Origin of the sequence: Mycobacterium sp. HUMS_12744610 (assembly GCF_041206865.1) — a bacterium.
In the GTDB taxonomy this organism is placed as follows: Bacteria; Actinomycetota; Actinomycetes; order Mycobacteriales; family Mycobacteriaceae; genus Mycobacterium; species Mycobacterium servetii.
In genome coordinates this window covers 569,035-593,589 of record NZ_JBGEDP010000001.1, presented here as the reverse complement: position 1 = coordinate 593,589, position 24,555 = coordinate 569,035, and the positions used below count along the sequence as shown (strand labels likewise).

At 67.6% G+C, this 24,555-nt stretch carries 22 protein-coding genes and 3 pseudogenes; 11 read left to right on the top strand and 14 right to left on the bottom strand.

Annotated features, from left to right (window positions below; translation table 11 throughout):
* Positions 1-2: 2 nt before the first annotated feature.
* From AB8998_RS03020 to AB8998_RS02995, 6 genes and pseudogenes are all read right to left on the bottom strand, one after another.
* Positions 3-1,142, bottom strand: a complete 1,140-nt coding sequence (locus AB8998_RS03020) for a hypothetical protein (RefSeq protein ID WP_369736758.1) — start codon at positions 1,140-1,142, stop codon at positions 3-5.
* An 88-nt stretch (positions 1,143-1,230) separates the two neighbouring features.
* Positions 1,231-1,533: a hypothetical protein gene (locus AB8998_RS03015; RefSeq protein WP_369736757.1), complete on the bottom strand. Its 303-nt coding sequence runs from the start codon at positions 1,531-1,533 to the stop codon at positions 1,231-1,233.
* A gap of 650 nt (positions 1,534-2,183) precedes the next feature.
* On the bottom strand, positions 2,184-3,389 hold the full coding sequence (locus AB8998_RS03010; protein WP_369736756.1) for a PPE family protein: 1,206 nt from the start codon (positions 3,387-3,389) through the stop codon (positions 2,184-2,186).
* Between the two features lie 134 nt (positions 3,390-3,523).
* Entirely contained in the window at positions 3,524-4,585 is a 1,062-nt protein-coding gene (dmpG, locus tag AB8998_RS03005; protein ID WP_369736755.1) for a 4-hydroxy-2-oxovalerate aldolase, read from the bottom strand.
* Positions 4,582-5,523, bottom strand: a complete 942-nt coding sequence (locus AB8998_RS03000) for an acetaldehyde dehydrogenase (acetylating) (RefSeq protein ID WP_369736754.1) — start codon at positions 5,521-5,523, stop codon at positions 4,582-4,584. Before AB8998_RS03000 ends, dmpG begins: the two co-directional genes overlap by 4 nt.
* A gap of 11 nt (positions 5,524-5,534) precedes the next feature.
* Positions 5,535-6,319 (bottom strand): annotated as a pseudogene (locus AB8998_RS02995) (2-keto-4-pentenoate hydratase).
* A 72-nt stretch (positions 6,320-6,391) separates the two neighbouring features.
* On the opposite strand from AB8998_RS02995, the gene kstD reads away from it, so the two are divergent.
* Positions 6,392-8,074, top strand: coding sequence for a 3-oxosteroid 1-dehydrogenase (kstD, locus tag AB8998_RS02990; RefSeq protein ID WP_369736753.1), 1,683 nt, complete (start codon positions 6,392-6,394; stop codon positions 8,072-8,074).
* A gap of 1 nt (position 8,075) precedes the next feature.
* On the top strand, positions 8,076-8,936 hold the full coding sequence (locus tag AB8998_RS02985) for a MaoC/PaaZ C-terminal domain-containing protein (protein ID WP_369736752.1): 861 nt from the start codon (positions 8,076-8,078) through the stop codon (positions 8,934-8,936).
* Positions 8,937-8,963: 27 nt separating this feature from the next.
* On the opposite strand, the gene AB8998_RS02980 is transcribed toward AB8998_RS02985, so the two are convergent.
* The 6 genes and pseudogenes from AB8998_RS02980 to AB8998_RS02955 all read right to left on the bottom strand — a co-directional run bounded on the left by AB8998_RS02980 (position 8,964) and on the right by AB8998_RS02955 (position 14,914).
* On the bottom strand, positions 8,964-10,133 hold the full coding sequence (locus tag AB8998_RS02980; protein WP_369736751.1) for a lipid-transfer protein: 1,170 nt from the start codon (positions 10,131-10,133) through the stop codon (positions 8,964-8,966).
* Entirely contained in the window at positions 10,133-10,534 is a 402-nt protein-coding gene (locus tag AB8998_RS02975) for a MaoC family dehydratase (protein WP_369736750.1), read from the bottom strand. Before AB8998_RS02975 ends, AB8998_RS02980 begins: the two co-directional genes overlap by 1 nt.
* Positions 10,531-11,484 carry a bifunctional MaoC family dehydratase N-terminal/OB-fold nucleic acid binding domain-containing protein gene (locus AB8998_RS02970; protein ID WP_369736749.1) on the bottom strand — a complete coding sequence of 318 codons (954 nt, stop codon included), beginning with the start codon at positions 11,482-11,484 and terminating at the stop codon, positions 10,531-10,533. Before AB8998_RS02970 ends, AB8998_RS02975 begins: the two co-directional genes overlap by 4 nt.
* Positions 11,481-12,644, bottom strand: coding sequence for an acyl-CoA dehydrogenase FadE29 (gene fadE29 / locus AB8998_RS02965; RefSeq protein WP_369736748.1), 1,164 nt, complete (start codon positions 12,642-12,644; stop codon positions 11,481-11,483). The genes AB8998_RS02970 and fadE29 overlap by 4 nt, the downstream gene beginning before the upstream one ends.
* Positions 12,629-13,646 (bottom strand): annotated as a pseudogene (locus AB8998_RS02960) (acyl-CoA dehydrogenase family protein). Before AB8998_RS02960 ends, fadE29 begins: the two are co-directional and overlap by 16 nt.
* 17 nt (positions 13,647-13,663) lie before the next feature.
* Positions 13,664-14,914 (bottom strand): cytochrome P450, encoded by a 1,251-nt coding sequence (locus AB8998_RS02955; RefSeq protein WP_369736747.1) that lies wholly within the window; start codon positions 14,912-14,914, stop codon positions 13,664-13,666.
* Positions 14,915-15,083: 169 nt separating this feature from the next.
* Here AB8998_RS02955 and AB8998_RS02950 point away from each other — a divergent pair.
* From AB8998_RS02950 to AB8998_RS02930, 5 genes and pseudogenes are all read left to right on the top strand, one after another.
* Positions 15,084-16,245: pseudogene (locus AB8998_RS02950) on the top strand (steroid 3-ketoacyl-CoA thiolase).
* 8 nt (positions 16,246-16,253) lie between these two features.
* The gene (locus AB8998_RS02945; protein ID WP_369736746.1) at positions 16,254-16,640 is read left to right on the top strand and encodes a DUF8021 domain-containing protein; all 387 of its coding nucleotides are present in this window, start codon (positions 16,254-16,256) and stop codon (positions 16,638-16,640) included.
* A gap of 85 nt (positions 16,641-16,725) precedes the next feature.
* Positions 16,726-18,411: an IS1634 family transposase gene (locus AB8998_RS02940; protein ID WP_369736745.1), complete on the top strand. Its 1,686-nt coding sequence runs from the start codon at positions 16,726-16,728 to the stop codon at positions 18,409-18,411.
* Between the two features lie 118 nt (positions 18,412-18,529).
* The gene (locus AB8998_RS02935) at positions 18,530-18,982 is read left to right on the top strand and encodes a nitroreductase family deazaflavin-dependent oxidoreductase (protein ID WP_369736744.1); all 453 of its coding nucleotides are present in this window, start codon (positions 18,530-18,532) and stop codon (positions 18,980-18,982) included.
* 60 nt (positions 18,983-19,042) lie between these two features.
* The gene (locus AB8998_RS02930; protein ID WP_369741409.1) at positions 19,043-19,183 is read left to right on the top strand and encodes a hypothetical protein; all 141 of its coding nucleotides are present in this window, start codon (positions 19,043-19,045) and stop codon (positions 19,181-19,183) included.
* A gap of 133 nt (positions 19,184-19,316) precedes the next feature.
* On the opposite strand, the gene AB8998_RS02925 is transcribed toward AB8998_RS02930, so the two are convergent.
* Positions 19,317-20,231, bottom strand: coding sequence for an SDR family oxidoreductase (locus AB8998_RS02925; protein WP_369736743.1), 915 nt, complete (start codon positions 20,229-20,231; stop codon positions 19,317-19,319).
* 19 nt (positions 20,232-20,250) lie between these two features.
* Positions 20,251-20,997: an SDR family oxidoreductase gene (locus AB8998_RS02920; RefSeq protein WP_369736742.1), complete on the bottom strand. Its 747-nt coding sequence runs from the start codon at positions 20,995-20,997 to the stop codon at positions 20,251-20,253.
* Positions 20,998-21,097: 100 nt separating this feature from the next.
* Between AB8998_RS02920 and echA20 the strand changes: the two genes are divergently transcribed.
* The 4 genes from echA20 to ipdC are packed head-to-tail and all read left to right on the top strand — an operon-like array spanning position 21,098 to position 24,553.
* The gene (gene echA20, locus AB8998_RS02915; protein WP_369736741.1) at positions 21,098-21,856 is read left to right on the top strand and encodes a (7aS)-7a-methyl-1,5-dioxo-2,3,5,6,7,7a-hexahydro-1H-indene-carboxyl-CoA hydrolase; all 759 of its coding nucleotides are present in this window, start codon (positions 21,098-21,100) and stop codon (positions 21,854-21,856) included.
* Positions 21,853-22,737 carry a cholesterol ring-cleaving hydrolase subunit IpdA gene (ipdA, locus tag AB8998_RS02910; protein WP_369736740.1) on the top strand — a complete coding sequence of 295 codons (885 nt, stop codon included), beginning with the start codon at positions 21,853-21,855 and terminating at the stop codon, positions 22,735-22,737. Before echA20 ends, ipdA begins: the two co-directional genes overlap by 4 nt.
* Positions 22,734-23,486: a cholesterol ring-cleaving hydrolase subunit IpdB gene (gene ipdB / locus AB8998_RS02905; protein ID WP_369736739.1), complete on the top strand. Its 753-nt coding sequence runs from the start codon at positions 22,734-22,736 to the stop codon at positions 23,484-23,486. The genes ipdA and ipdB overlap by 4 nt, the downstream gene beginning before the upstream one ends.
* Positions 23,483-24,553 carry a (3aS,4S,5R,7aS)-5-hydroxy-7a-methyl-1-oxo-octahydro-1H-indene-4-carboxyl-CoA dehydrogenase gene (gene ipdC, locus AB8998_RS02900; protein ID WP_369736738.1) on the top strand — a complete coding sequence of 357 codons (1,071 nt, stop codon included), beginning with the start codon at positions 23,483-23,485 and terminating at the stop codon, positions 24,551-24,553. The genes ipdB and ipdC overlap by 4 nt, the downstream gene beginning before the upstream one ends.
* Positions 24,554-24,555 lie beyond the last annotated feature (2 nt).

The window sequence follows — 24,555 nt, the reverse complement described above, 5'->3', positions numbered from 1 at the left end:
CTTCACCCCAGCATCCTGGCCGCAATTTGCTGTTGTCGCAGCGTGATCCGCGCACGCCACTCGTCCTCGGAGATCTTGTTGTGCTCGAAGTGCGGCAACGCGTCCGGTACCGCGTCGAAGTCGACCAGCTCGACGGTTGGCCCGTCGGCCTCGGCGACCGGGCGCGAGACCCGTTGCCAGCGGAACTGCAGGATGCCACGCCGGTGACCGAGGGTTTCGACCCAGTTGGTCACGCCCGGATTCTGGTCGGCGACCACGATGCGCACCTTGCCGTCCGGGTCCGCTTGAGCCTGAGTGTTGTTCAGCGAGGTCTGGTGGTTGATGTAGTCCAGCGAGATGTACCACATGCTGCCCAGCTGGAAGCCCAGGTAGGGTGCGTCCGACACCGGGATAGTGATCACCAGCGCCTGGTCGGGCCGCAGGTCGAAATGGCCGACCGAGGAGTACTGGGTCGCCAGGCCGCCCGGTGTCAGCCGGGGCGCGACCATGGTGTTCACCGGGATGTCGAGGTAGAACCACTGCGGGAACTGCAGCCAGGTCTTGACCCGGTTGACGAGTTGCTTGGCGGCTGTGGCATAACGCTTTTCGATGGTCTCGCGGGTCAGTGGCGGTGGCGCGGTGCCCGCGGTGTCCAACCGGGAGATGGCCAAGGTGCCACGCTGCGCCGACCAGTCGGCGTACACCTCGCGGATCACCAGTTGCCCGGGGCTGGTCGGCCGCACCCGCCACTCGAAGCTGCCGTCCACGGCGATCTCGATCTCACGGTCGTCGAACGCGGCCTGGCTGGCCGGCACGTTGTCGTCGGTGTACTCACCGCCGAGCAGCTGAAAGCTGAGGTCGGTCGTGGTGCCGCGCCTGCCCATCACGACGTAGTCGTGGCCGGCGTGCACCCGGGTGCCGAAGTAGAGGGTGTCGGGGTTGTCCAGGCCCATCTTGGTGAACGGTCCGGTCCCCGATTGCAGGAACGGGTGGTCGCGCTCGTAGTCGAAGGCCAGATGCATGCAGCCGGCGATGCAGCCGGCCAGATACTGCAGTCCTTCGAGCAGATCCGCTTCGGTCTCGATGTGCGGTGCGGCGGCGACCAGTTGCTCGGCTTCGGCGATGGCAGCGGTGAGCGGGCCTGAAAAGGAGTCTGTGGACACGCCTAGACGCTAGAACGTGTTCTACTTTTTCGTCAATGGCGAACGTTCCCGCGCGTCGTGCGCGGCATTCAGCGACGAGGCCGACTCACTAGGGTACGCACTGCTGCGACAGGTCGATCAGATGCTGCCGCACATCCGGATGCCGCTCCAGGTAGGTGATGACGTTGCCGCCGTCGCCCTCCGCCTCCGACTTGGCGATCAGCTGCTGGTGCAGGTCGGGATGGCGCTCCAGGTAGGAGTTGATGGAGTTACCCACTGTCTGATCGCACTCGGGAGCCGCGGTGGCCGCCGGCAGCGCGATCACCATCGACGCGATGGCGCCCAATAAGCCGGCCCCGACGACGCGGGTAGCCCCGCCCCTGCGCCCACCGGCAGTCGTAATCACGGTCATGCAGCCCAGGTTACCCGCGTCCGCGCGGCACCAATCCTGGCGCGAACTGCGCCGCCGCCGGCCGCTACCCGCCGTACGGCAGCCCACCGCCGAACGCCATGAAGCCGTTCATGAACGATCCAACCCCATCACGATGTTCGATGGCGGCACCTGCATGCCGCATTGGTTGCGCTGGGCGGACAGTGGGGCGCGGATGCTCTGCAGGTCCCGTACCACGCCGAGAAGCTGTACAGGTAGGTGGGCAGGTCGGTTTTGGCCTGGGCGGGCGGTTGCTGCGCAATTTGAGTCAGCCGCTGGTTGACGCCGGGGGGTCGGCCAGGTAGGGGCTGGTCCTGTCCGGCCTCGTACTCGGCTGGCCGGCGTGGGCGCTCGAGCTGCGCGGGTCGGGCGCGGCGTGTGCCGCGGGTGCCACTGCCGCGGTCGAGGCGGCGGCGCTGAGCAGACCGCCGGCGAGGATTGCCGCACAAGCCACGGCGCACATGGGGGGCGGTCACGGTCATCGGGTTGCGCTTCCATCGCTCGGCTGTGCCTCGGACTTGTAAGCCTTACCCGACGCGGTCGTCGGCAAAATGGACGGCGCGAAACCATCCGCAGCAACAACGGAAAATCGTCAGTATCGGTGCTCTTGAGATCCGAACCGACCGGAAGGATCAGCGGGTCGCGGTTTTGAGTTCCGGCGGTTCCGCTTCCACCGCCACCCGCTCGCGCTGGCCCTCGGCCTCGGCCGCGGGGGCTTTCGTCGGGGCCTTCGGGGCGTTGGCCGCAGCCGGGCCCGCCGCCGCCGACGTCGCGACGAGCGGGGTGCCCACCGCCGGCGTGCTCACCACGGCTTCCGCTTCGAGGGCTTCCACCGCTGCCGTGACCTCCGGCGACGACTGTGCGGCCGTTCCCGGTGCCGGCGCCTCCGCCGCGGGCGGTGGCGCCGAGCCCGCAGACGCCGAGCCAGCCACCCGCGCGGCCATCATCGCTCCCATGCCGACGGTTCCCGCGAGGCCGGCGGTGCCGCCGGTGAAGCCGGCAGTCCCGGTGCTCGAGACACCGGCCACACCCCCGCCGGCGTTGGCACTGGTGGCTGCCCCGGTCCCTCCATCGGCCACGGCACCGCTGTCGGGAGTCACGGCGGCGACACCTCCGCCACCCGCCGCAGCAGCGAGGTTGGCGCTCCCGGCACCGACGACTCCGCCACCCACAATGCCGCCACCCACGTTGCCGACCGTCTGGCCGGTGCCGCCGGCGCTCGCGGCGCCGGCTCCGGCGATGGCGCCGCCGCCGGTACCCACGGCACCGGTGCCGCCGCTACCGGACATACCACCCATGCCCGGCAAGAACGGCATCGGCGGCATCAATGCCTGCCCCGACGTCAGTTGCGCGGCCGCCGCCGAGGCCCCACCGTGATAACCCACCATCGCGGACACGTCCTGCGCCCACATTTCCGCGTAATTGAACTCGGTCTGCGCGATAGCCGGCCAATTCTGCCCGAACAGGTTCGACATCACCAGGTTCACCAGACTGTTGCGGTTGGCCTCCACCGCCAGCGGGTGGACCATGGCCGTCAGCGCGGTCTCGAACTCGTTTGCCACCGCCTGGGCCTGAGCCGCCGCACTGGCCGCCTGGGAAGCCGCGGCATTCAACCACCCGGCGTATGGTGCCGCCGCCGCGGCCATCGCCCGCGCCGCCGCACCCTGCCACGCCTGCCCCGCCAATGTGGAAGTCACCGACGCAAAAGACTGCGCGGCGGAGGCCAACTCGCTGGCCAACCCGTTCCAGGCCGCCGCAGCCTGCAGCATCGGAGCCGACCCCGCACCGGAGTACATCAGCAGAGAGTTGATCTCCGGTGGCAACGTCATGAAACTCATCGGACTCCCCTAATGCCGACTGGCGGTCGTTAATACGAAGGTAGGACAATCCGGGCTCAGAATCACCCGTTTTCCACCAGACTTGAATAAATCCAGCTAGTGGGCTGGGTCACACCAGCAAATTGACGACGTGGTCAATGTGTGGCGGCTGTCCCGCTGTCCTGTTCGCGTTTGATTTCCAGGGCGATGTCGATGAGTTGGTCTTCTTGGCCGCCGATGAGTTTGCGTTGGCCGGCGCGGTGCAGGAGTTGGTGGGCGGGCACTCCGTAGCGTTCGGATTGGCGGACGGCGTGTTTGAGGAAGCTGGAGTAGACCCCGGAGTAGCCCATGACCAGGGCGTTGCGGTCCAGTACGCATTCGGCGGGCATGGCCGGGCGTACGACGTCTTCGGCGGCGTCGGCGATGTCGAAGAAGTCGATGCCGGTCTTGACGCCGATCTTGTCGAACACCGCGATCAGGGCCTCCACGGGGGCGTTGCCCGCACCGGCGCCGAAGCGGCGACACGAGCCGTCGATCTGTTTGGCGCCCGCGCGGACGGCCTCCACCGAGTTGGCCACGCCCAGGCCGAGGTTTTCATGGCCATGAAAACCAACTTGAGCATCCGACCCCAACTCGGCGACCAGCGCGGCGACCCGGTCGCGGACGCCTTCGAGGACCAGCGCGCCGGCGGAGTCGACGACGTAGACGCACTGGCAGCCGGCGTCGGCCATGATGCGGGCCTGGGCGGCCAGTTTCTCGGGGGGGATGGTGTGGGCCATCATCAAAAACCCGACGGTTTCTAGGCCCAGGTCGCGGGCGAACCCGAAGTGCTGGATGGAGACGTCGGCCTCGGTGCAGTGGGTGGCGATGCGGCAGATCGACCCGCCGTTGTCCTGGGCCTGTTTGATGTCTTCCTTGGTGCCCACCCCGGGCAGCATCAAGAAGGCGATCTTGGCCTCTTTGGCCGTTTGGGCGGCGAGTTTGATCAGTTCTTGTTCGGGGGTTTTGGAAAAGCCGTAGTTGAAGCTCGACCCGCCCAGCCCGTCGCCGTGGGTCACCTCGATCACCGGCACCCCCGCGACGTCGAGGGCCGCCACGATCGCCGCGACCTCGTCGGTGGTGAACTGGTGGCGCTTGTGGTGCGAGCCGTCGCGCAGCGAGGTGTCGGTCATCCGCACGTCCCAGATGGGGTTGAAGAAGATGTCCTGCGTGCTCATCGTGTGCCTCCTGCCACCGACAGCATCTCTTTGGCGATCTCCTCGCCGACCTTGGTGGCCGCCGCGGTCATGATGTCCAGGTTGCCCGCATAGGGGGGCAGGTAGTCCCCGGCGCCTTCGACCTCGACGAACGTGGTGACCAGGGCCTGCCCGCCGGAGTTAAGCGAGGGGTCGTCGAACTGCGGCTCGTTGAGCAGCCGGTAGCCGGGCACATAGGTCTGCACCTCAGCCACCACGTCGTGGATGGATTTGGCGATCGCGTCGCGGTCGGCGTCCTCGGGGATGGCGCAAAAGATGGTGTCGCGCATGATCATCGGCGGGTCGGCCGGGTTCAAGATGATGATCGCCTTACCGCGCACCGCCCCGCCGATGCTTTGCACGCCGCGGCTGGTGGTCTTGGTGAACTCGTCGATGTTGGCCCGCGTACCCGGCCCCGCCGACACCGAGGCCACCGACGCCACGATCTCGGCATAGGGCACCCCGCCCTGCTCGGCGACCGCACGCGAGACCGCGTAGACGATCGGGATCGTGGCCTGGCCCCCGCAGGTGATCATGTTGACGTTCGGGGCGTCCAGGTGCTCGCGCAGGTTCGCCGGCGGGATCACCGCCGGACCCACCGCCGCCGGGGTCAAATCGATGGCCCGGATCCCGGCCTCGGCGTAGCGGGGTGCGGCCTGCCGGTGCACATAGGCACTGGTCGCCTCGAACACCAGATCGGGTTTCTCCGAGCGCCCCAAAAGCCAGTCCACCCCCTCATGGGTGGTCTCCAAACCCAGCTTGCGGGCCCGGGCCAGGCCCTCGCTGGCCGGGTCGATGCCCACCATCCAGCGCGGTTCCAGCCACTCCGAGCGCAGCAGCTTGTAGAGCAGGTCGGTGCTGATGTTTCCCGACCCGACAATGGCCACTTTCAAGGCCACACCCGCTTGAGACGACGGCATGAAGAACGCTCCTATTCGAACGACAACCCGACCGCGCCCAGGCCGGTGAACTCGGCGACGAACTCATCGCCGCCGCGCGCGTCGATGGCCCGCGTACACGACCCGGGCAACACGATGTCACCTTTGCGCAGCCGTACCCCAAAGCTTTCCACCTTGCGGGCCAGCCAGGCCACCGCGGTCACCGGATTGCCCAGCACCGCCTCGCTGCGGCCCTCGGCGATCACCTCGCCGTTACGGCTCAACACCGCCTCGATCCCCGTGACGTCCACCTCGCCCGGCGACACCCGCGCCGCGCCCAACACGAAACCCGCCGAGGAGGCGTTGTCGGCGATGGTGTCACACAACGCGATCTTCCAATCGGTGATCCGGGTGTCGATCAACTCGATCGAAGGAACCAGCGCCTCGGTCGCGGCCAGCACGTCATCCTCGGTGCAACCCGCCCCCGGCAGGTCGGCGGCCAAAATGAACCCACCTCCACCTCGACTCGCGGGTACAGGTACTTGCCCGCCTTGACCGGGGTGTCCTCCAACACCCGCATCTCATCGAGCAGATGCCCGTAATCGGGCTCATCGACACCCATCATCTGCTGCATCGCCAACGACGACAGCCCCACCTTGTGCCCCACCACCCGGGCACCCCCCGAGACCCGCCGACGAATGTTGATCAACTGAATCTCATAAGCATCCACCACATCGATCTCAGGATGGGCAGCCGTCAACGGCGCGACCGGCTCACGACTCAACTCAGCACGCCACAACCCCGCAGCCAGCTCGTCGCGAACCTGCGCACTGAGCATTTACCGAAGTCCCCTCGTCCGTTTGACCGGGCCGGTAGCGCCCGGCCCGAGCAATTCTATAACGTGTTCTACATGACAGCGCAGGAGTTCGACGTCGTCGTGGTCGGCAGCGGCGGAGCCGGCATGGTAGCTGCCCTCACCGCCGCACACCGAGGCCTCTCGACGATAGTCGTCGAAAAGGCCTCTCATTTCGGCGGCTCCACCGCACGCTCGGGTGGGGGCGTGTGGATTCCCAACAACGAGGTGCTGCAGCGCTACGGCGTGCCCGACACCGCGGAGGCGGCCCGCACCTACCTGCACGGGATCGTCGGCGACGTCGTGGAGCCGGAGAGGATCGACGCCTACCTCGACCGCGGGCCCGAGATGCTGTCGTTCGTCCTCAAGCACACCCCGCTGAAGATGTGCTGGGTGCCGGGTTACTCCGACTACTACCCCGAGGCGCCGGGCGGGCGCGCGGGCGGGCGTTCGATCGAGCCCAAGCCGTTCGACGCCCGCAAGCTCGGGGCCGACATGGCCGGGCTGGAGCCGGCGTACGGCAAGGTCCCGCTCAACGTCGTTGTGATGCAGCAGGATTACGTGCGGCTCAACCAGCTCAAACGACACCCGCGCGGCGTGGTGCGCAGCCTGAAGGTCGGCGCGCGCACGATGTGGGCGAAGGCGACGGGCAAGAACCTCGTCGGCATGGGCCGAGCGCTGATCGGCCCGCTGCGGATCGGGCTGCGGCAGGCCGGCGTGCCGGTCGAGTTGAACACCGCACTCACCGACCTCTGCGTCGAGGACGGGGTGGTGCGCGGAATCTATGTGCGCGACACCGACGCACCCGAATCGACCGAGCCCCGGCTGATCCGGGCCCGGCGCGGCGTGATCCTGGCCTGCGGCGGATTCGAGCACAACGAACAGATGCGGGTGAAATATCAGCGGGCGCCGATCACCACCGAATGGACCGTCGGCGCCAAAGCGAACACCGGCGACGGCATCCTAGCCGGTGAAAAGCTGGGCGCAGCACTGGATTTGATGGAGGACGCGTGGTGGGGCCCGACGGTGCCGCTGGTGGGCGCACCGTGGTTCGCGCTCTCGGAGCGCAACTCGCCGGGCTCGATCATCGTCAACATGTCGGGCAAGCGGTTCATGAACGAATCGATGCCCTACGTCGAAGCCTGCCACCACATGTACGGCGGCGAGTACGGGCAGGGGCCCGGGCCGGGAGAGAACATCCCCGCGTGGCTGGTGTTCGACCAGCAGTACCGCGACCGCTACATCTTCGCCGGACTGCAACCCGGCCAGCGCATTCCACGCAAATGGCTGGACTCCGGGGTGATCGTCCAGGCGGAAACGCTCGAAGAGCTGGCCGAAAAGGCGGGACTGCCGACGTCGGCGTTCACCGACACGGTGGCGCGCTTCAACGGCTTCGCGCGTTCGGGCGTGGACGCCGACTTTCACCGGGGGGAGAGCGCCTACGACAAGTACTACGGTGACCCCACCAACAAGCCGAATCCCAACCTCGGCGAGATCAGCCACGCGCCGTACTATGCCGCCAAGATGGTTCCCGGGGACCTGGGCACCAAGGGCGGTATCCGCACCGACCTGCACGGCCGTGCGCTGCGCGACGACGGCACCATCATCGAAGGGCTCTACGCCGCAGGCAATGTCAGCGCCCCGGTGATGGGACACACCTATCCCGGCCCGGGCGGCACCATCGGTCCGGCCATGACCTTCGGGTATTTGGCCGCTCTACACATCGCGGGGGAAGCCTGAGATGCCCATCGACGTGGACGTCGCCCTGGCCGCCGAGCTGGAACCCATCGAATTCTCTTGGACCAGCAGCGATGTGCAGCTCTACCACCTCGGGCTGGGCGCCGGCAAAGATCCGATGGACCCCCACGAACTGCGTTACCTGGTCGACGACACACCGCAGGTGCTCCCGACGTTCGGCAACGTCGCCGCCACCTTCCACATGACCACACCGCCGACGGTGCAGTTCCCCGGCATCGACATCGAGCTGAGCAAGGTGCTGCACGCCAGCGAGCGGATCGAGGTGCCGGCACCGCTGCCGCCGGCGGGTTCGGCGCGCGCGGTGACCCGGTTCACAGACATCTGGGACAAGGGCAAGGCCGCGGTGATCTGGAGCGAGACCACGGTCAGCGCCCCGGACGGCACCCTGCTGTGGACGCAGAAGCGGTCCATCTTCGCCCGCGGCGAGGGCGGATTCGGCGGTTCACGCGGGCCGTCGGGATCGGACGGGGCTCCTGACCGGGCGCCCGATCTGGAAGTCGCGATGCCGATCCTGCCGCAACAAGCTCTGCTCTACCGGCTCTGCGGCGACCGCAATCCGCTGCACTCGGATCCGGAATTTGCTGCGGCAGCGGGCTTTCCGCGTCCCATCCTGCACGGCCTGTGCACCTACGGCATGACCTGCAAGGCAATCGCCGACGCCCTGCTCGACGGCGACGCCGGCGCGGTGGCCGCCTACGGGGCCCGCTTCGCCGGGGTGGCGTTCCCCGGTGAGACGCTCAGCGTCGCCATCTGGAAGGAAGACGGCCGTGTGATGGCCAGCGTGGTCGCGCCGTCGCGCGACAACGCCGTGGTGCTCTCCGGCGTCGAGCTGATTCCGGCCTAGGTTTCGCGCCCGGTTTCCGCCGGCGGCTTAGCCCAGGATCAGCCCCGACGTCGGCACGCCCGTCCCCGCGGTGACGAGCACGTGCTCGACGTCGGGTACGGGGTTCACCGAAGTGCCGCGCAGCTGCCGCACGCCCTCGGCGATGCCGTTCATGCCGTGAATGTAAGCCTCGCCGAGCTGGCCGCCGTGGGTGTTGATGGGCAGCCGGCCGCCCACCTCGATCGCGCCGTCGGCGATGAAGTCCTTGGCCTCGCCCTTGCCGCAGAAACCCAACTCCTCCAACTGGATCAGCGTAAAGGGTGTGAAGTGGTCGTAGATGACCGCGGTCTGGATGTCGCTCGGTTTGAGCCCGGACTGCCGCCAGAGCTGGTGGCCCACCACGCCCATCTCGGGCAGGCCGAGCTCGGGGCGGTAGTAGCTGACCATCGTGTACTGGTCCGGGCTGGAGCCCTGCGCTGCCGCCTCGATCACCGCGGGGCGTTGCTTGAGGTCGCGCGCGCGTTCCACCGACGTCACCACGATCGCCACGGCCCCGTCGGTTTCCTGGCAGCAGTCCAGCAGCCGCAACGGCTCGGCGATCCACCGCGAATTCTGGTGGTCCTCGATCGTTATCGGCTTCTCGTAGAAATAGGCCTTCGGGTTCTTGGCGGCGTGCTTGCGGTCGGCCACCGAGATGGCGCCGAAGTCGCGGCTGGTCGCGCCGGACAGATGCATGTAGCGCTGGGCGATCATGGCCACCTGCGCTGCCGGGGTGGAGAGCCCGTGTGGATACGAGAACGAATTGTCCGCTGCTGTCGAATCCGCCTGTGCGCCGCCGTCTCCCACCAGGCGGGTCTGCACCTGGCCGAAGCGCATGCCCGAGCGCTCGTTGAAGGCCCGGTAGGCGACGACGACGTCGGCCACCCCGGTGGCGACGGCGATCGCGGCCTGCTGGACAGTCGCGCACGCGGCGCCGCCGCCGTAACCGATCTGGGAGAAGAACTTCAGATCGCCGATTCCCACGGCACGCGCGACCGCGGTCTCGTTGTTTGTGTCCATCGTGAAGGTGGTCAGCCCGTCTACGTCCGACGGTGAGAGACCGGCATCGCCCAGCGCGTCCAGCACCGCCTCGGCCGCCAGCCTCAGCTCGCTGCGCCCCGAGTTCTTCGAGAAGTCGGTGGCGCCGATGCCGACAATCGCCGCTTTACCGGACAGCATCACGCATCCCCAATCGTCAACGTCACCGTGGCGATGACATGATCGCCAAGGCTGTTGCGGCCCAACACCTTGACTGTGATCAGACCGTCCTCGATCGAAGTCACCTCACCGGAGAAAGTCACCGTGTCGTAGGCGTACCACGGCACGCCCAGCCGCAGCCCGATCGACTTGATCAGGGCCGACGGACCGGCCCAGTCGGTGACGTAGCGCTGCACCAGACCGGTGTCGGTCAAGATGTTGACGAAGATGTCCTTGGACCCCTTGGCCTGCGCCTTGTCGCGGTCGTGGTGCACGTCCTGGAAGTCCCGGGTGGCCAGGGCCGTCGAGATGATGAACGTCGGGTCGCCGTAGAGTTTGAGCTCGGGCAGCGTCGTGCCCACCTCGACAACGGGTGCGCTCATGCCGAAGGCTCCCAGGCGTAGAGGGTCCATTCCGGGCCGGTGGCACCGGCCGGAAAGTCGATATACGTTGCGCGCACCGGCATTCCGATCCTCACCTCGCCGGGGTCCACGCCACGCAGCTCACCCAGCATGCGCACGCCCTCCTCGAGTTCGACCAAAGCGATCACGAACGGCAGCGTGCGGCCGGGCACCTTCGGCGCGTGGTGCACCACGAAGCTGAACACGGTGCCGTTGCCGCCGGCCACCACGTAGTCGATCGGCGCTGCTTTGTCCTGCCACACCGCGGGCACGGGCGGGTGCTGCAGGCTCCCGTCCGGGCGCCGCTGGATCCGCAGCTCGTGCGCCTTGACACCCTCCCAGAAGAAGGCGGTGTCCCGCGACGAAGACGGGCGCATCATGGCGTCGGGGTCCAGGTCCGCCGGAACCGTGGCAGCCACCGTGGATTCCTCGCGCGGCCTGAATTTCATTATGCGCCAATTCATCTCGGCGACGTCCTCGTCACCCACCCGCCACGTGATGTGCTGGTTGACGAAGAAGCCCTCGCCCAGCGCGGTCTGCTTCGGCCCGACCACGTCACCCATCTCGGAGGTGATGGCGACCCGCTCGCCGGGGCGAAGATAACGGTGATAGGTCTGCTCGCAGTTCGTGGCCACCACGCCGATGTACCCCGCGTCGTCGAAGAGCTGCATGATGGGCCCCAGCGGGTCGTCCTTGGGACGCGCACCGCCCAGCCCGAACATCGTCCACACCTGAATCATGGCTGGCGGGGCCACGATTCCGGGGTGGCCGACCGCCCTGGCCGCGGCCTCGTCGACGTAGATGGGGTTGCGGTCGCCGATCGCCTCCACCCAGTTGTTCACCATCGGCTGGTTCACCGGGTCGCGCCCGACGCGCGGCTTGGGGGCGCCCGCCGCCTTGATCTCGGCGACGGCCTCCTGGATATCTGTCATCTGGGCACCCTCGGCACCTTGAGTCCCGCGGCCGCGATCATCTCTCGCATGACTTCGTTCACTCCGCCACCGAAGGTGATCACCAGATTGCGCTTGGTCTGGGAGTCGAGCCAGCCGAGCAGTTCGGCGGTGCCCGGATCGGCGGGGTTGCCGTATTTGCCGACGATCTCCTCGGCGAGTCGACCGACGTACTGAATGCGTTCGGTGCCGAAGACTTTCGTCGACGCGGCGTCGGCGACGTTGATGTCCTCGCCCGCGGCGGCCACCTGCCAGTTGAGCAGTTCGTTGACCCGCCACATCGAGTAGATCTCACCGAGCGCTCGTTTGACGTCGGCGTGGTCGATCGGGGTGACCCCGTCGCTACCGGGTTTGGACGCCCACGCGTGCACCCGGTCGTAGATGCCGGCGGTACGTCCCGCCGGGCCCAGCATCACCCGCTCGTTGTTGAGCTGGGTGGTGATCAGCTGCCACCCGCCGTTCTCCTCGCCGACCAGCATGTCGGCGGGCACCCGAACGTCGTTGTAGTACGTGGCGTTGGTGTGGTGGGCGCCGTCGGACAGGATGACCGGCGTCCACGAGAAGCCGGGATCCTTCGTATCGACGATCAGGATCGAAATGCCCTTGTGTTTGACCGCTTCCGGATCCGTGCGGCAGGCTAGCCAGATGTAGTCGGCGTCGTGACCGCCGGTGGTCCACATCTTTTGGCCGTTGACGATGTACTCGTCGCCCTGGCGCACGGCGGTGGTCCGCAGCGATGCCAGGTCGGTCCCCGCCTCGGGTTCGCTGTAGCCGATCGCGAAATGCACCTCACCGGCGAGGATCGCCGGGAGGAACTTCTTCTTCTGCGCCTCGGTGCCGAACTGTTGCAGCGTCGGGCCGACCGTCTGCAACGTCACCGCGGGCAGCGGCACGTCGGCGCGATGCGCCTCGTTGACGAAGATCGACTGCTCGATCGGGCCGAAGCCCAAGCCGCCGTACTCCTTCGGCCACCCGACCCCGAGCTTGCCGTCGCGGCCCATCCGCCGGATCACCGCACGATACGCCTCGTTGTGCCGGTCCTGCTCCATCGCCTTCATCTCGTCGGACGAGATGAGGTTCGAGAAGTATTGCCGCAGCTCGGCTTGCAGCTGGCGCTGCTCCGGGGTCAGATCGATGAACATTGCGCTCCCACCAGTCCGAGGCGATGAGATGGCCCGCCCAGCAGGCGGGTCAGGTCCTTGATCGTGGAGTAGTACCGGTGCATCGGATAGGTGATGTCCATGCCCATGCCGCCGTGCAGGTGGTGGCAGGTCTGCATCATCGGCGGCGCCTGCGAGGTGATCCAGTAGCCCAGGACGTCGAGGTCCTCGCCGGCATCCCGGCCCTCCGAGAGCCGCCACACGACGGACTTGGCCACCAGATCGATGGTGCGCGAGGCGATGTAGACCTCCGCGAGCTGTGCCGCCACGGTCTGGAAGGTGGACAGCGGTTTACCGAACTGCTTGCGGCTGGCCACGTAGTCCGCGGTGAGGCGCAGCGCCCCGGCCACCAGCCCGTCGGTGTACGCCCCGATCATCGCCAGCGCGAGCTGGTTGACCCGGGGCGCGCCCGCATTCGCCAGCACACCGGATTCCTCGACCGCGACGTCGTCGAACGTGACCGCGTACTCCTCGGAACCGTTCGAGGTCGGGGTGCGCACCAACCGGACGCCGTCAGCCTTCGGCGAAACCACCGCGACCCCGTTGTCCGCCGTCACGATCATCCAGTCGGCCTGCTCGGCATACGCCACACCGACTTTGGTGCCCGCCAGCCGCCCGCCGGCCAACATGGTGGCGGGCCGGTCGGGCAGCGCGGCACCGGGTTCGTCGAGCGCGGCGGTCAGCAAACCACCCTTGGCCACACCGCCCAGAAAGCGGTCCTGCTGTTCCTCGGAGGCGAGGTCGAGCAGGGGCACCACACCCAGGCCCAGTGTGGCCAACGCCGGCGTGATGGCGCCGTGGCGGCCCACTTCGGTGAGCACCGTCGACCTCGGGCAGACCCACGCCGTCGCCGCCGAGGCGTTCGGGCACCGGCAGCGCCGTCACCCCCCCGTCGACCAGGGCCGTCCACGAAAGTTCGCGGCCCAGCGCGGACGTGACCACGTCGGCGACGGCCTGCTGCGTCGCGGTGAGATTGAAGTCCATGATCGGCTTTACATCCCTCAGTGCGCCACCGGGCACTTACCGGTGTAGTCGACCTGCCAGTGCTTGATGCCGTTGAGCCAGCCCGACCGCAGCCGCTCGGGCTCCGAGATCGGCTTCAGGTCCGGCATGTGGTCGGCGACCGCGTTGAAGATCAGGCTGATCGTCATCTTGGCCAGGTTGGCGCCGATGCAGTAGTGCGCGCCCGTGCCACCGAAACCGACGTGCGGGTTGGGGTTCCGAAGGATGTTGAAGCTGAACGGATCCTGGAAAACCTCTTCGTCGAAGTTGGCCGAACGGTAGAACATCACCACCCGCTGGCCCTGCTTGATCTGCACCCCGGAGAGCTCGTAGTCCTCCAGGGCGGTGCGCTGGAACGCGGTGACCGGGGTGGCCCAGCGCACGATCTCGTCGGGCGCGGTCTCGGGTCGTTCCCTCTTGAACAGCTCCCACTGCTCCGGGTTCTGCGAGAACGCGACCATGCCGTGGGTGATGGAGTTCCGCGTGGTCTCGTTGCCGGCGACGGCGAGCATCATCACGAAGAACCCGAACTCGTCGTCGGAGAGCTTCTCGCCCTCGATGTCCGCCTGGATCAGCTTGGTGACGATGTCGTCGCCGGGGTTCTTGCCGCGCTCCTCGGCCATCTTCATGGCGTACGCGATGATCTCGGCCGACGACGTCGCCGGGTCAACGTGGGCGAACTCGGGATCCTGGTTGCCGGTCATCTCGTTGGACCAGCGGAAGATCTTGTCGCGGTCCTCCTGCGGCACACCCAGCAGACCGGCGATCGCCTGCAGCGGCAACTCGCAGGAGACCTGCTCGACGAAGTCTCCCGAGCCCGCCGCCGCGGCGGTCTTGGCGATGTTCTGCGCCCGGCTGTCCAACTCGTCGCGAAGCCGTCCGATGGCGCGCGGGGTAAAGCCACGGGAGATGATCTTGCGCAACCGGGTGTGGTGCGGGGCGTCCATGTTGAGCATGACGAGTCGCTGCAGGTCGATCTGCTCGCGGGTCATCTCCTGGGGCCAGACCGGGATGGCGCAGTCCTGCTGGCTGGAGAAGATGTCGCTGCGCAGCGAGATCTCCTTGACGTCCCGGTGCTTGGTGATCACCCAGTAACCCTTGTCGCCGAAGCCCCCGGTCCCGCCCGGAACGTCCAGCCAGTAGACCGGCTGGGATTTACGCAGCTCCGCCAGCTCCGCGACCGGCAGGCCTTTGACATTTCTGTCCGGATCGAGAAAGTCGAATCCGGGCGGAAGGTTGGGGCTAGGCACGCTGTTTCTCCTCACTGCTCGTGCATATGCTGTTCCTGCGACTGGCGATCCAGGGCACTAGCTCTCCTAGTGGAGCTCTGCTGCCAGTAAAACACGCCTCCACCGTAGAAAAAAGGCGCGGCAGTATCCTCGCTTGTCATAGTAATGAAACGTGTTCTAGCCTGGCTCCATGGGTAACCCGGTAATCGTCGAAGCCACCCGCAGCCCCATCGGCAAACGCGCCGGCTGGCTGTCCGGACTGCACGCCACCGAGCTGCTGGGGGCGGTGCAGAAGGCAGTCGTGGAGAAGGCCGGCATCGACGCCGGCGACGTCGAACAGGCCATCGGCGGCTGCGTGACGCAGTACGGCGAGCAGTCGAACAACATCACCCGGGTGAGCTGGCTGGTCGCCGGGCTGCCGGAGCACGTCGGCGCCGCGACCGTGGACTGCCAATGCGGCAGCAGCCAGCAGGCCAACCACCTGATCGCCGGGCTGATCGCGATCGGCGCCATCGACATCGGCATCGCGTGCGGGATCGAGGCGATGAGCCGCGTCGGACTGGGCGCCAATGCCGGGCCCGACCGCAGCATCCTGCGGCCCGAGTCGTGGGACATCGACCTGCCCGACCAGTTCACGGCCGCCGAGCGAATCGCCAAGCGGCGGGGCATCACCCGCGAGGATATCGACCAGTTCGGTCTCGAATCCCAGGCCAAGGCGAAGCAGGCCTGGGAGGAGGGGCGCTTCGACCGCGAGATCACCCCGATCGTGGCGCCGGCGCTCGACGAGAACAAGCAGCCGACCTCGGAGCGCGTGACCATCTCCCGCGACCAGGGCCTGCGCGACACCACGCTGTCGGGCCTGAGTTCGCTCAAGCCGGTCCTGGAGGGCGGGATCCACACGGCGGGAACGGCGTCGCAGATTTCCGACGGTGCGGCAGCCGTTCTCTGGATGGACGAGGACAAGGCCAAGGCGCTGGGCCTGCGCCCCCGGGCCCGGATCGTCAGCCAGGCACTGGTCGGTGCGGAGCCCTACTACCACCTGGACGGCCCGGTGCAGTCGACGGCGAAGGTGCTGGAGAAGGCCGGGATGAAGGGGCGACATCGACATTGTCGAGATCAACGAGGCGTTCGCGTCGGTGGTGCTGTCCTGGGCGCGGGTCCACGAACCCGACATGGCCCGGGTCAACGTCAACGGCGGCGCCATCGCGTTGGGCCACCCGGTGGGCTGCACCGGTAGCCGGCTGATCACCACCGCCCTGCACGAACTGGAGCGCACCGACCAGAGCACCGCGCTGATCACTATGTGCGCGGGCGGCGCCCTGTCCACCGGCACCATCATCGAGCGCATCTAGCCCGAGCGGTGCTCGTTCCCGAAGAGAGCCGCATCGCCGCGGCGCAGGCCTACATCGATGCGCTGGTCAGCCACAACGCCGACGCGGTTCCGTTCGCAACGGGCTGCACCCGCACCGAGCAGGGCATCAAGAACGGGTTCTCCGGGCGCCACATGCGGCGCGGCCTCAACCGCGGCCCCCAGTTTCGGATCATCGCCGACACGACACCGCCGGACTACCGCATCAGCGGCGACGAGGTGCGCGCGGTGTACGACGTGCTGACCAAGGTGGCCTTCGGCGGGCGGCGGGTGGGCGCGCGGGTCGACGAGACCTTCGTGATTCCCGCCGAAAGCCCCGGTGGCACGGCCGAAATCCAGCACATCAAGGTCCGTTTTCATCCATTCGTCCAGCGCTAGCGGGAGTTTCCAGCCTTTGTAGCTGATCGGCGTGTCTTGCGTTGTGGTGCTTGATGTTTGTGGGGCTGGAGTGTATTACCCATATATGGCGTCGATCGTGGGTAAGCGGCGCGGCAAGCAGACCTATTACTACCTGGTGGAATCGGCCCGCGTGCAAGGTAAGCCGCGCATCGTTTCGCAGCAGTATTTGGGCAGCGCGGAGGAGGTGATGGCGAAGCTGTCGGCGACGCCGGCCGGGCAGCCGATCCGTAGCCAGCACAAGCAGTTCGGGGATCTGGCTGCGGTGTGGTCGATGCTGGCCCGGCTGGATGTGGCCGGCATCGTCAACGACGTGGCGCCCCGGTACGCGAACGCGGCCGCACCGGTGGGCACCTATGTGGCCCTGGCGTGCGCGAACCGGATTGTCGACCCATGTTCCAAGCGTGGCTTCGCCGACTGGTGGGCCACCACGGCCGGGTCACGGTGGGTGAAGCTGGACCGGGCCGCGCTGGATCATCGCCGGTTCTGGGACGCGATGGACCGCCTCGGCCAGACCGAACTGCGTGAGATCGAGACCCGGCTGGGACGGCGGATGGTGACCGAGTTCGGGCTGGATTTGACCGGGCTGGCGTTGGACATGACCAACTTCGCCACCTTCATCGACACCGGCAACGACCGCGCGCCGATCGCGCAGCGGGGCAAGGCCAAGCAGAAACGCACCGATCTGCGGTTGGTCGGGCTGGCCCTGGTCGTCACCCGCGACGGCGGGGTGCCCGTGATCAGCCACCCCTATCCCGGGGACCGGCCCGATGTCACCCAGTTCAGCACCGTCGTCGACGAACTGCTCACCCGCTACCGGGACCTGGTCGAGCACGTGGAGTCGCTGACCGTGGTCTATGACGCCGGGCAAAACAGCAGCGACAACCATGCGGTAGTGGAGGCGCACCGGATCGGGTTCGTCGGTTCGCTGCCGCCCAGCGATCACCCCGAACTGCTGCAGATCCCGACCCGGGACTACCGGCCCGTGGACGACGACCGCTACCCCGAGCTGAGCTATGTCGACACCACCGTCACCGCGCTCGGCGTCACCCGCCGAGCGGTACTCACCCACTCGGCGAACCTGGCGGCCAAACAATCCCGCGGCCTGGACCAGACCCTGGCCAAGGCCCGGCGCCGCCTGGCCGAGCTGGCCGCCCGCCTCGCGCGCGGCCGCACCCGCCGCGACCGCGACCAGGTCCAGGCCGAGATCACCGCGATCCTCAAACCCCGCTGGGTCGCCGACATCATCACCACCACCCTCACCGGCGACACGCCCGCCCAATTGAGGCTGTCCTGGCGCACCGACACCAAGGCCCGAAAGCGCCTGCAAGAACGGCTGTTCGGCAAGCGCATCCTATTCACCAACCGCGACTGGCCGGTACCCGACGTGGTGGCCGCCTACCGATCGCAATCCGACGCCGAATTCGGGTTCCGCCAACTCAAAGACCCCCACGTAGTCTCGTTCAGCCCGATGCACCACTGGACCGACTCCAAGATCCGGGTGCACGTGTTCTACTGCGTGCTCGCCCTGGCCGTCGCCCACCTGATGCGCCGCCAGACCGAGCACGCCGGGCTGCACCTGTCGGTACGCGAACTACTCGACGAACTCTCCGGCATCCAAGAGACCGTGTTGATTTACCACGACGGCAGCAAGGGACGGCCCCGCGTGCAGCGCATGCTCACCGACACCAGCCCCACCCAACAGCGACTCGCCGACCTGTTCGCAATCCACCAATACGCACCCACCCGCTGACCAACAACGCCCAACACAACGACTTGGGTAATACACCAACCCTGCCCAAAAACCCAACCCCACCAGGGCAAATCAGGCCGTCGATCAACGAAGGCCGGAAACTCCCGCTAGGAGCGCCATGCCGAAAGAGAAGCCACGCTCGCTGAACTCGCCCTGGGTCGGCCTGATCATCAAGTACATGGCCAAGGGCAACGCGTGGATCTACCGTCGCAGCAACGGAAAGCTCGGCGGCACCTTCGGCAACGCTCCGGTCGCGCTGCTCACCACGACGGGCCGCAAGACCGGTGAACCGCGGGTTAGCCCGCTGCTCTACCTGCGCGAGGGGGACCGCGTGGTGTTGGTCGCATCGAAGGGCGGCAGCGACAAGCATCCGCTGTGGTACCTGAATCTCAAGGCGAATCCCAAAGTTTCCGTGCAGATCAAGGACGAGGTGTTGCAGTTACAGGCGCGCGATGCCACCGAGGAGGAGCGCGCGGAATACTGGCCGAAGCTGGACGCCATGTACCCGTCGTTCGGCGACTACCGGTCGTGGACCGATCGGGTCATCCCCGTCGTCATCTGCGACCCCTGACGCCGCCCACCCTGGACAGCACGACTCTCGACCGATCGCTCCGACCTCTACCAGACGACCATCTACACGCAGGAATACGACGGCTTCGCCGACGTCCCGCAAGTGGCGCCGTTGAATGTGATGCCGAGCGACGGAATGCTCAGACCGGCCAGCCGTTCGAAGAGACCGCCGTTGGAAAACTCCGGTGCTGCGACGACGTAGGACATGTGGTAGCGCCCGTGGTCCATACCAGCCCTGCTCGCGCCCGAGCGGCCGCGGCGGCTCGGAACGCGTTCGAGCGCAGCAGACCCCCGCCTGATCACACAGCCCGCGCCGGGCGTGTGATCAGCCGCCGCTAGGCCCCGTAAACCGGAACCGGCGGGCGCGCCTTGGCCAGCAAGTCGGTGACCACGGTCCCCAGTTCGGCGGGGTCCCACTTCGCGCCCTTGTCGATCTGCGGGCCGTGCGCCCAGCCCTCGGCGACGCGGATCTTGCCGCCCTCGACCTCGAAGACCCTGCCGGTGACGTCGCGGGACTCGGTGCTGCCCAGCCAGACGACCAGCGGCGAGACGTTCTCCGGTGCCATCGCGTCGAAATCCTGGTCCTGCGTTGCCATCATCTCGGCGAACACGGTCTCGGTCATGCGGGTGCGCGCCGAGGGCGCGATCGCGTTGACCGTCACGCCGTAGCGGCCCATCTCGGCGGCGCCGACGAGCGTCATCGCCGCGATGCCGGCCTTGGCGGCGCTGTAGTTGCCCTGCCCGACGCTGCCCTGCAGGCCCGCACCGGAACTGGTGTTGACGATCCGCGCGTCAATGTCTCCCGGGGCCTTGCCCGCTTTGGACAGCCCGCGCCAGTACGACGCGGCGTGGCGCATCATCGCGAAGTGACCCTTGAGGTGCACGGCGACGACGGCGTCGAACTCCTCTTCGCTGGTGTTGGCCATCATTCGGTCGCGCACGATGCCGGCGTTGTTGACCACGACGTCCAGGCCACCGAAGGTCTCGACGGCGGCCCGGACGAGGCTCTCGGCCTGGCTCCAGTCGGCGATGTTCGACCCGTTGGCCACGGCTTCCCCACCGGCCGAGATGATTTCATCGACGACGCCCTGCGCGGCGCTGCCACCGCCCGCGGGCGAACCGTCCAGACCCACCCCGATGTCGTTGACCACCACCCGCGCGCCCTCGGCGGCGAAGGCCAGCGCGTGCGCGCGCCCGATGCCGCCGCCGGCTCCGGTGACGATGACGACGCGGCCGTCCACCAAGCCCATACCGTTGCTCCTTAACTCGTTACTTGTTGGCGCTCGAGGCGGCCAGATACGGCGGCGGCTCGCCGCCGCCGTGCACCTCCAGCGTGGCACCGCTGATGTAGGAGGCCACATCGGAAGTCAAAAAAGCTGCGGCCCAGCCGACGTCGTCCGGCTTGGCCAGCCGGCCGAGCGGCACGTTGGCGGCCACGCGGGCGACCGACTCGGCGTCGCCGTAGAACAGCTCGGACTGTTCGGTCTCCACCATGCCGACCACCACGGCGTTCACCCGCACCTTGGGAGCCCACTCCACCGCCAAGGTCGACGTGAGACTCTCCAGACCCGCCTTGGCCGCCCCGTAGGCAGCCGTACCCGGTGTCGGCCGGCGGCCGCTGACGCTGCACACGTTGACGATCGAACCGCCTCCGGGCTGCTGTTGCATCAGGGTATTCGCGTGCTGCGAAACCAGCAGCGGCGCAAGCATGTTGAGCTCGACGATCTTGCGGTGGAAGTTGTGTGTGGCCTCGGCGGCCAGCGCGTACGGCGAACCTCCGGCGTTGTTGACCAACACGTCGAGGCGGCCATGGCGTTCGCCGATCGCGCCGACGAGCCGCGCCACCGAGTCCTCGTCGCGGACGTCGCACGCATGGAATTCGTACGGCGACCCCTCGACGGCGCGGCGCGCGCAGGTGACGACGGTCGCCCCCTGCCGAGCGAAAACGGCGCTGATACCGGCGCCCACCCCTCGAACGCCGCCGGTGACGAGGACGACCCGTCCGGCCAATGCCAAACTGACGGCTTCTCCGGAAGGGAGGCATCCTTCGGCGCGGGTCACTGTGCTAGCGTACCAAGCAAGTGCTTGCTTAGGTAGCGACGCCCCCAGGAGTGCAATGCCGATCACAACCACCACCGCCGAACCGGGCATCGTCGCGGTCACCGTCGACTTCCCGCCCGTCAACGCCATCCCCTCGCGCGGCTGGTTCGACCTCGCCGAGGCGATCACGGCCGCCGGCAACGACTCCGACACCCACGTGGTGATCCTGCGGGCGGAGGGCCGCGGCTTCAACGCCGGCGTGGACATCAAGGAAATGCAACGTACGGAAGGGTTCACCGCCCTCATCGACGCCAATCGCGGCTGCTTCGCGGCATTCCGCGCGGTCTACGAATGCGCAGTGCCGGTGGTCGCGGCGGTGAACGGCTTCTGCGTCGGCGGGGGCATCGGACTGGTCGGCAACTCCGATGTGATCGTGGCCTCCGACGACGCCACCTTCGGGCTGCCGGAGGTGGAACGGGGCGCGCTGGGAGCGGCGACCCACCTGTCGCGGCTGGTGCCCCAGCACATGATGCGGCGGCTGTTCTTCACCGCGGCCACCGTGGATGCCGCCACCTTGCACCACTTCGGCTCGGTGCACGAGGTGGTGCCGCGCGAGCAACTCGACGAGGCCGCGCTGCGGGTGGCGCGCGACATCGCCGCCAAGGACACCCGCGTCATCCGCGCGGCCAAAGAGGCGCTCAACCTCATCGACGTGCAGCGGGTCAACTCGAGTTACCGTATGGAGCAAGGCTTTACGTTCGAGCTGAACCTCGCGGGGGTGTCCGACGAGCACCGCGACGCGTTTGCCGGAACGACGAAGGGCAAAACGGAGTGACCGACAAGAGGACCACGCTCGACGAGGCCGTCGCGCAATTGCGCAGCGGCATGACCATCGGCATCGGCGGCTGGGGTTCGCGGCGCAAACCCATGGCGTTCGTGCGGGCCATGCTGCGCACCGACGTCAAGGACCTCACCGTGGTGACCTACGGCGGGCCCGACCTGGGCCTGCTGTGCTCGGCGGGCAAGGTGAAGCGCGTCTACTACGGCTTCGTCTCGCTGGACACGCCACCCTTCTACGACCCGTGGTTCGCCAAGGCGCGCACCGCCGGGTCGATCGAATCCCGCGAGATGGACGAGGGCATGCTGCGGTGCGGCCTGCAGGCCGCGGCGCAACGCCTGCCGTTCCTGCCGATCCGCGCCGGGCTGGGCAGTTCGGTCCTCGACTTCTGGGAGGGCGAACTGAAGACCGTGGCGAGCCCGTATCCGGCACCTGGCGGTGGGCAGGAGACGCTGATCGCCATGCCGGCGTTGCGCCTCGACGCCGCATTCGTGCATCTCAACCTCGGTGACGAGCGGGGCAACGCCGCCTACACCGGCATCGACCCCTACTTCGACGACCTCTTCTTGATGGCCGCCGAGCGGCGCTACCTGTCGGTGGAGCGGGTCGTGTCGACCCAAGAGCTGGTGAAATCGGTTCCCCCACAGTCACTGCTGGTGAACCGGATGATGGTCGACGCTGTCGTGGAAGCCCCCGGTGGTGCCCACTTCACCACGGCTGCAACGGATTACGGGCGCGACGAGAAATTCCAGCGGCACTACGCCGAGGCGGCCGCCACGGAGGAGGGCTGGCAGCAGTTCGAGCAGATCTACCTCTCGGGCAGCGAAGACGACTACCAGGCAGCCGTGCGCAAGTTCGCAGAGGAGGCGGCGAAGTGAGCAGCACCAGAGCCGAGATCTGCGCGGTCGCCTGCGCCGAGTTGTTCAGGAACGCAGGCGAGATCATGGTCAGCCCGATGACGAACATGGCCTCGGTGGGCGCGCGTCTGGCGCGGTTGACCTTCTCCCCCGACATCCTGCTGACTGACGGCGAGGCGCAGCTCCTCGCCGACACCCCGCCGCTGGGCAAGACCGGCCCCCCAAACAACATTGAGGGCTGGATGCCCTTCGGCCGGGTTTTCGAGACCCTGGCCTGGGGGCGCCGGCATGTGGTGATGGGCGCCAACCAGGTGGATCGCTTCGGCAACCAGAACATTTCGGCGTTCGGCCCCCTGCAGCGTCCGACCCGGCAGATGTTCGGCGTGCGCGGTGCACCCGGCAACGCGATCAACCATGCGACCAGCTACTGGGTCGGCAACCATTCGAAGCGGGTGTTCTGCGACGCCGTCGACATCGTCTGCGGCATCGGCTGGGACAAGGTCGACCCGGCCAATCCGGCGTTCCGTTTCGCCAACACCTATCGCGTGGTGTCCAACCTCGGGGTGTTCGACTTCGGCGGGCCGGAACACACCATGCGCGCAGTGTCCCTGCACCCGGGCGTGACGCCCGGCGACGTCCGGGAGGCCACCTCGTTCGAGGTGCACGGCCTTGACGGCGCCGACGAAACCCGGCTGCCGACCGACGAGGAGTTGCGGCTCATCCGGGAGGTCGTCGATCCGAAGTCACTGCGGGACAGGGAGATTCGGTGAGCAGGCTGCGCACGCCGCTGACCGAGTTGGTCGGCGTCGAGCACCCGGTCGTCCAAACCGGCATGGGCTGGGTGGCCGGCGCCCGGCTGGTATCGGCCACGGCCAATGCCGGCGGGCTGGGCATCCTGGCCTCGGCCACCATGACGCTCGACGAGCTGGCGACGGCCATCGGCAAAGTGAAGGCCGCCACCGACAAGCCGTTCGGGGTGAACATCCGCGCCGACGCGGCCGACGCCTCCGACCGCATCGAGCTGATGATCCGCGAGGGCGTCAAGGTGGCGTCGTTCGCCCTGGCCCCCAAACAGGAGCTGATCGCCCGGCTGAAAGAAGCCGGGGCGGTGGTCATCCCGTCGATCGGCGCGGCCAAACACGCGCGCAAGGTCGCGGCGTGGGGCGCCGACGCGATGATCGTGCAGGGCGGCGAGGGCGGCGGTCACACCGGGCCGGTCGCGACGACGCTGCTGCTGCCCTCGGTGCTGGACGCGGTGGCCGGCACGGGGATCCCGGTGATCGCGGCGGGCGGCTTCTTCGACGGGCGCGGGCTGGCCGCCGCGTTGAGCTACGGCGCCGCCGGGGTGGCGATGGGCACGCGGTTCCTGCTCACCTCGGACTCGACCGTGCCCGACGCGGTCAAGCGGCGTTACCTCGAGGCCGCGCTGGACGGCACGGTGGTCACCACGCGGGTCGACGGCATGCCGCACCGCGTGCTGCGGACCGCCCTGGTCGAGAAGCTCGAGAGCGGTTCCCAAGCACGTGGTTTGGTCGCCGCGGTGCGTAACGCCGCCAAGTTCAAACAGATGTCGCAGATGACGTGGCGGTCGATGATCACCGACGGCATGGCCATGCGGCACGGCAAGGAGCTGAGCTGGTCGCAGGTGGTGATGGCCGCGAACACGCCCATGCTGCTCAAAGCCGGTCTGGTCGAGGGCAATACCGAGGCCGGGGTGCTGGCCTCCGGCCAGGTCGCCGGCATCCTGGACGACCTGCCCTCGTGCGCCGAGCTGATCGAGCAGGTCGTTCGCGAGGCGATCGAACACCTGCAGTCGGCGGCCGCTTTGGTGCAGTGAGC

Bases quoted from the DNA above. Each gene is read 5' to 3' on its own strand.
- AB8998_RS02975 (WP_369736750.1), bottom strand. From the start codon at position 10,534: ATGAGCGCACCCGTTGTCGAGGTGGGCACGACGCTGCCCGAGCTCAAA.
- AB8998_RS02985 (WP_369736752.1), top strand. From the start codon at position 8,076: ATGCCCATCGACGTGGACGTCGCCCTGGCCGCCGAGCTGGAACCCATC.
- echA20 (WP_369736741.1), top strand. From the start codon at position 21,098: ATGCCGATCACAACCACCACCGCCGAACCGGGCATCGTCGCGGTCACC.
- AB8998_RS03000 (WP_369736754.1), bottom strand. From the start codon at position 5,523: ATGCCGTCGTCTCAAGCGGGTGTGGCCTTGAAAGTGGCCATTGTCGGG.
- AB8998_RS02925 (WP_369736743.1), bottom strand. From the start codon at position 20,231: ATGGGCTTGGTGGACGGCCGCGTCGTCATCGTCACCGGAGCCGGCGGC.
- AB8998_RS02935 (WP_369736744.1), top strand. From the start codon at position 18,530: ATGCCGAAAGAGAAGCCACGCTCGCTGAACTCGCCCTGGGTCGGCCTG.
- AB8998_RS03010 (WP_369736756.1), bottom strand. From the start codon at position 3,389: ATGAGTTTCATGACGTTGCCACCGGAGATCAACTCTCTGCTGATGTAC.
- dmpG (WP_369736755.1), bottom strand. From the start codon at position 4,585: ATGAGCACGCAGGACATCTTCTTCAACCCCATCTGGGACGTGCGGATG.
- AB8998_RS02970 (WP_369736749.1), bottom strand. From the start codon at position 11,484: ATGACAGATATCCAGGAGGCCGTCGCCGAGATCAAGGCGGCGGGCGCC.
- AB8998_RS02940 (WP_369736745.1), top strand. From the start codon at position 16,726: ATGGCGTCGATCGTGGGTAAGCGGCGCGGCAAGCAGACCTATTACTAC.
- AB8998_RS03015 (WP_369736757.1), bottom strand. From the start codon at position 1,533: ATGACCGTGATTACGACTGCCGGTGGGCGCAGGGGCGGGGCTACCCGC.
- fadE29 (WP_369736748.1), bottom strand. From the start codon at position 12,644: ATGTTCATCGATCTGACCCCGGAGCAGCGCCAGCTGCAAGCCGAGCTG.
- AB8998_RS02980 (WP_369736751.1), bottom strand. From the start codon at position 10,133: ATGCTGTCCGGTAAAGCGGCGATTGTCGGCATCGGCGCCACCGACTTC.
- kstD (WP_369736753.1), top strand. From the start codon at position 6,392: ATGACAGCGCAGGAGTTCGACGTCGTCGTGGTCGGCAGCGGCGGAGCC.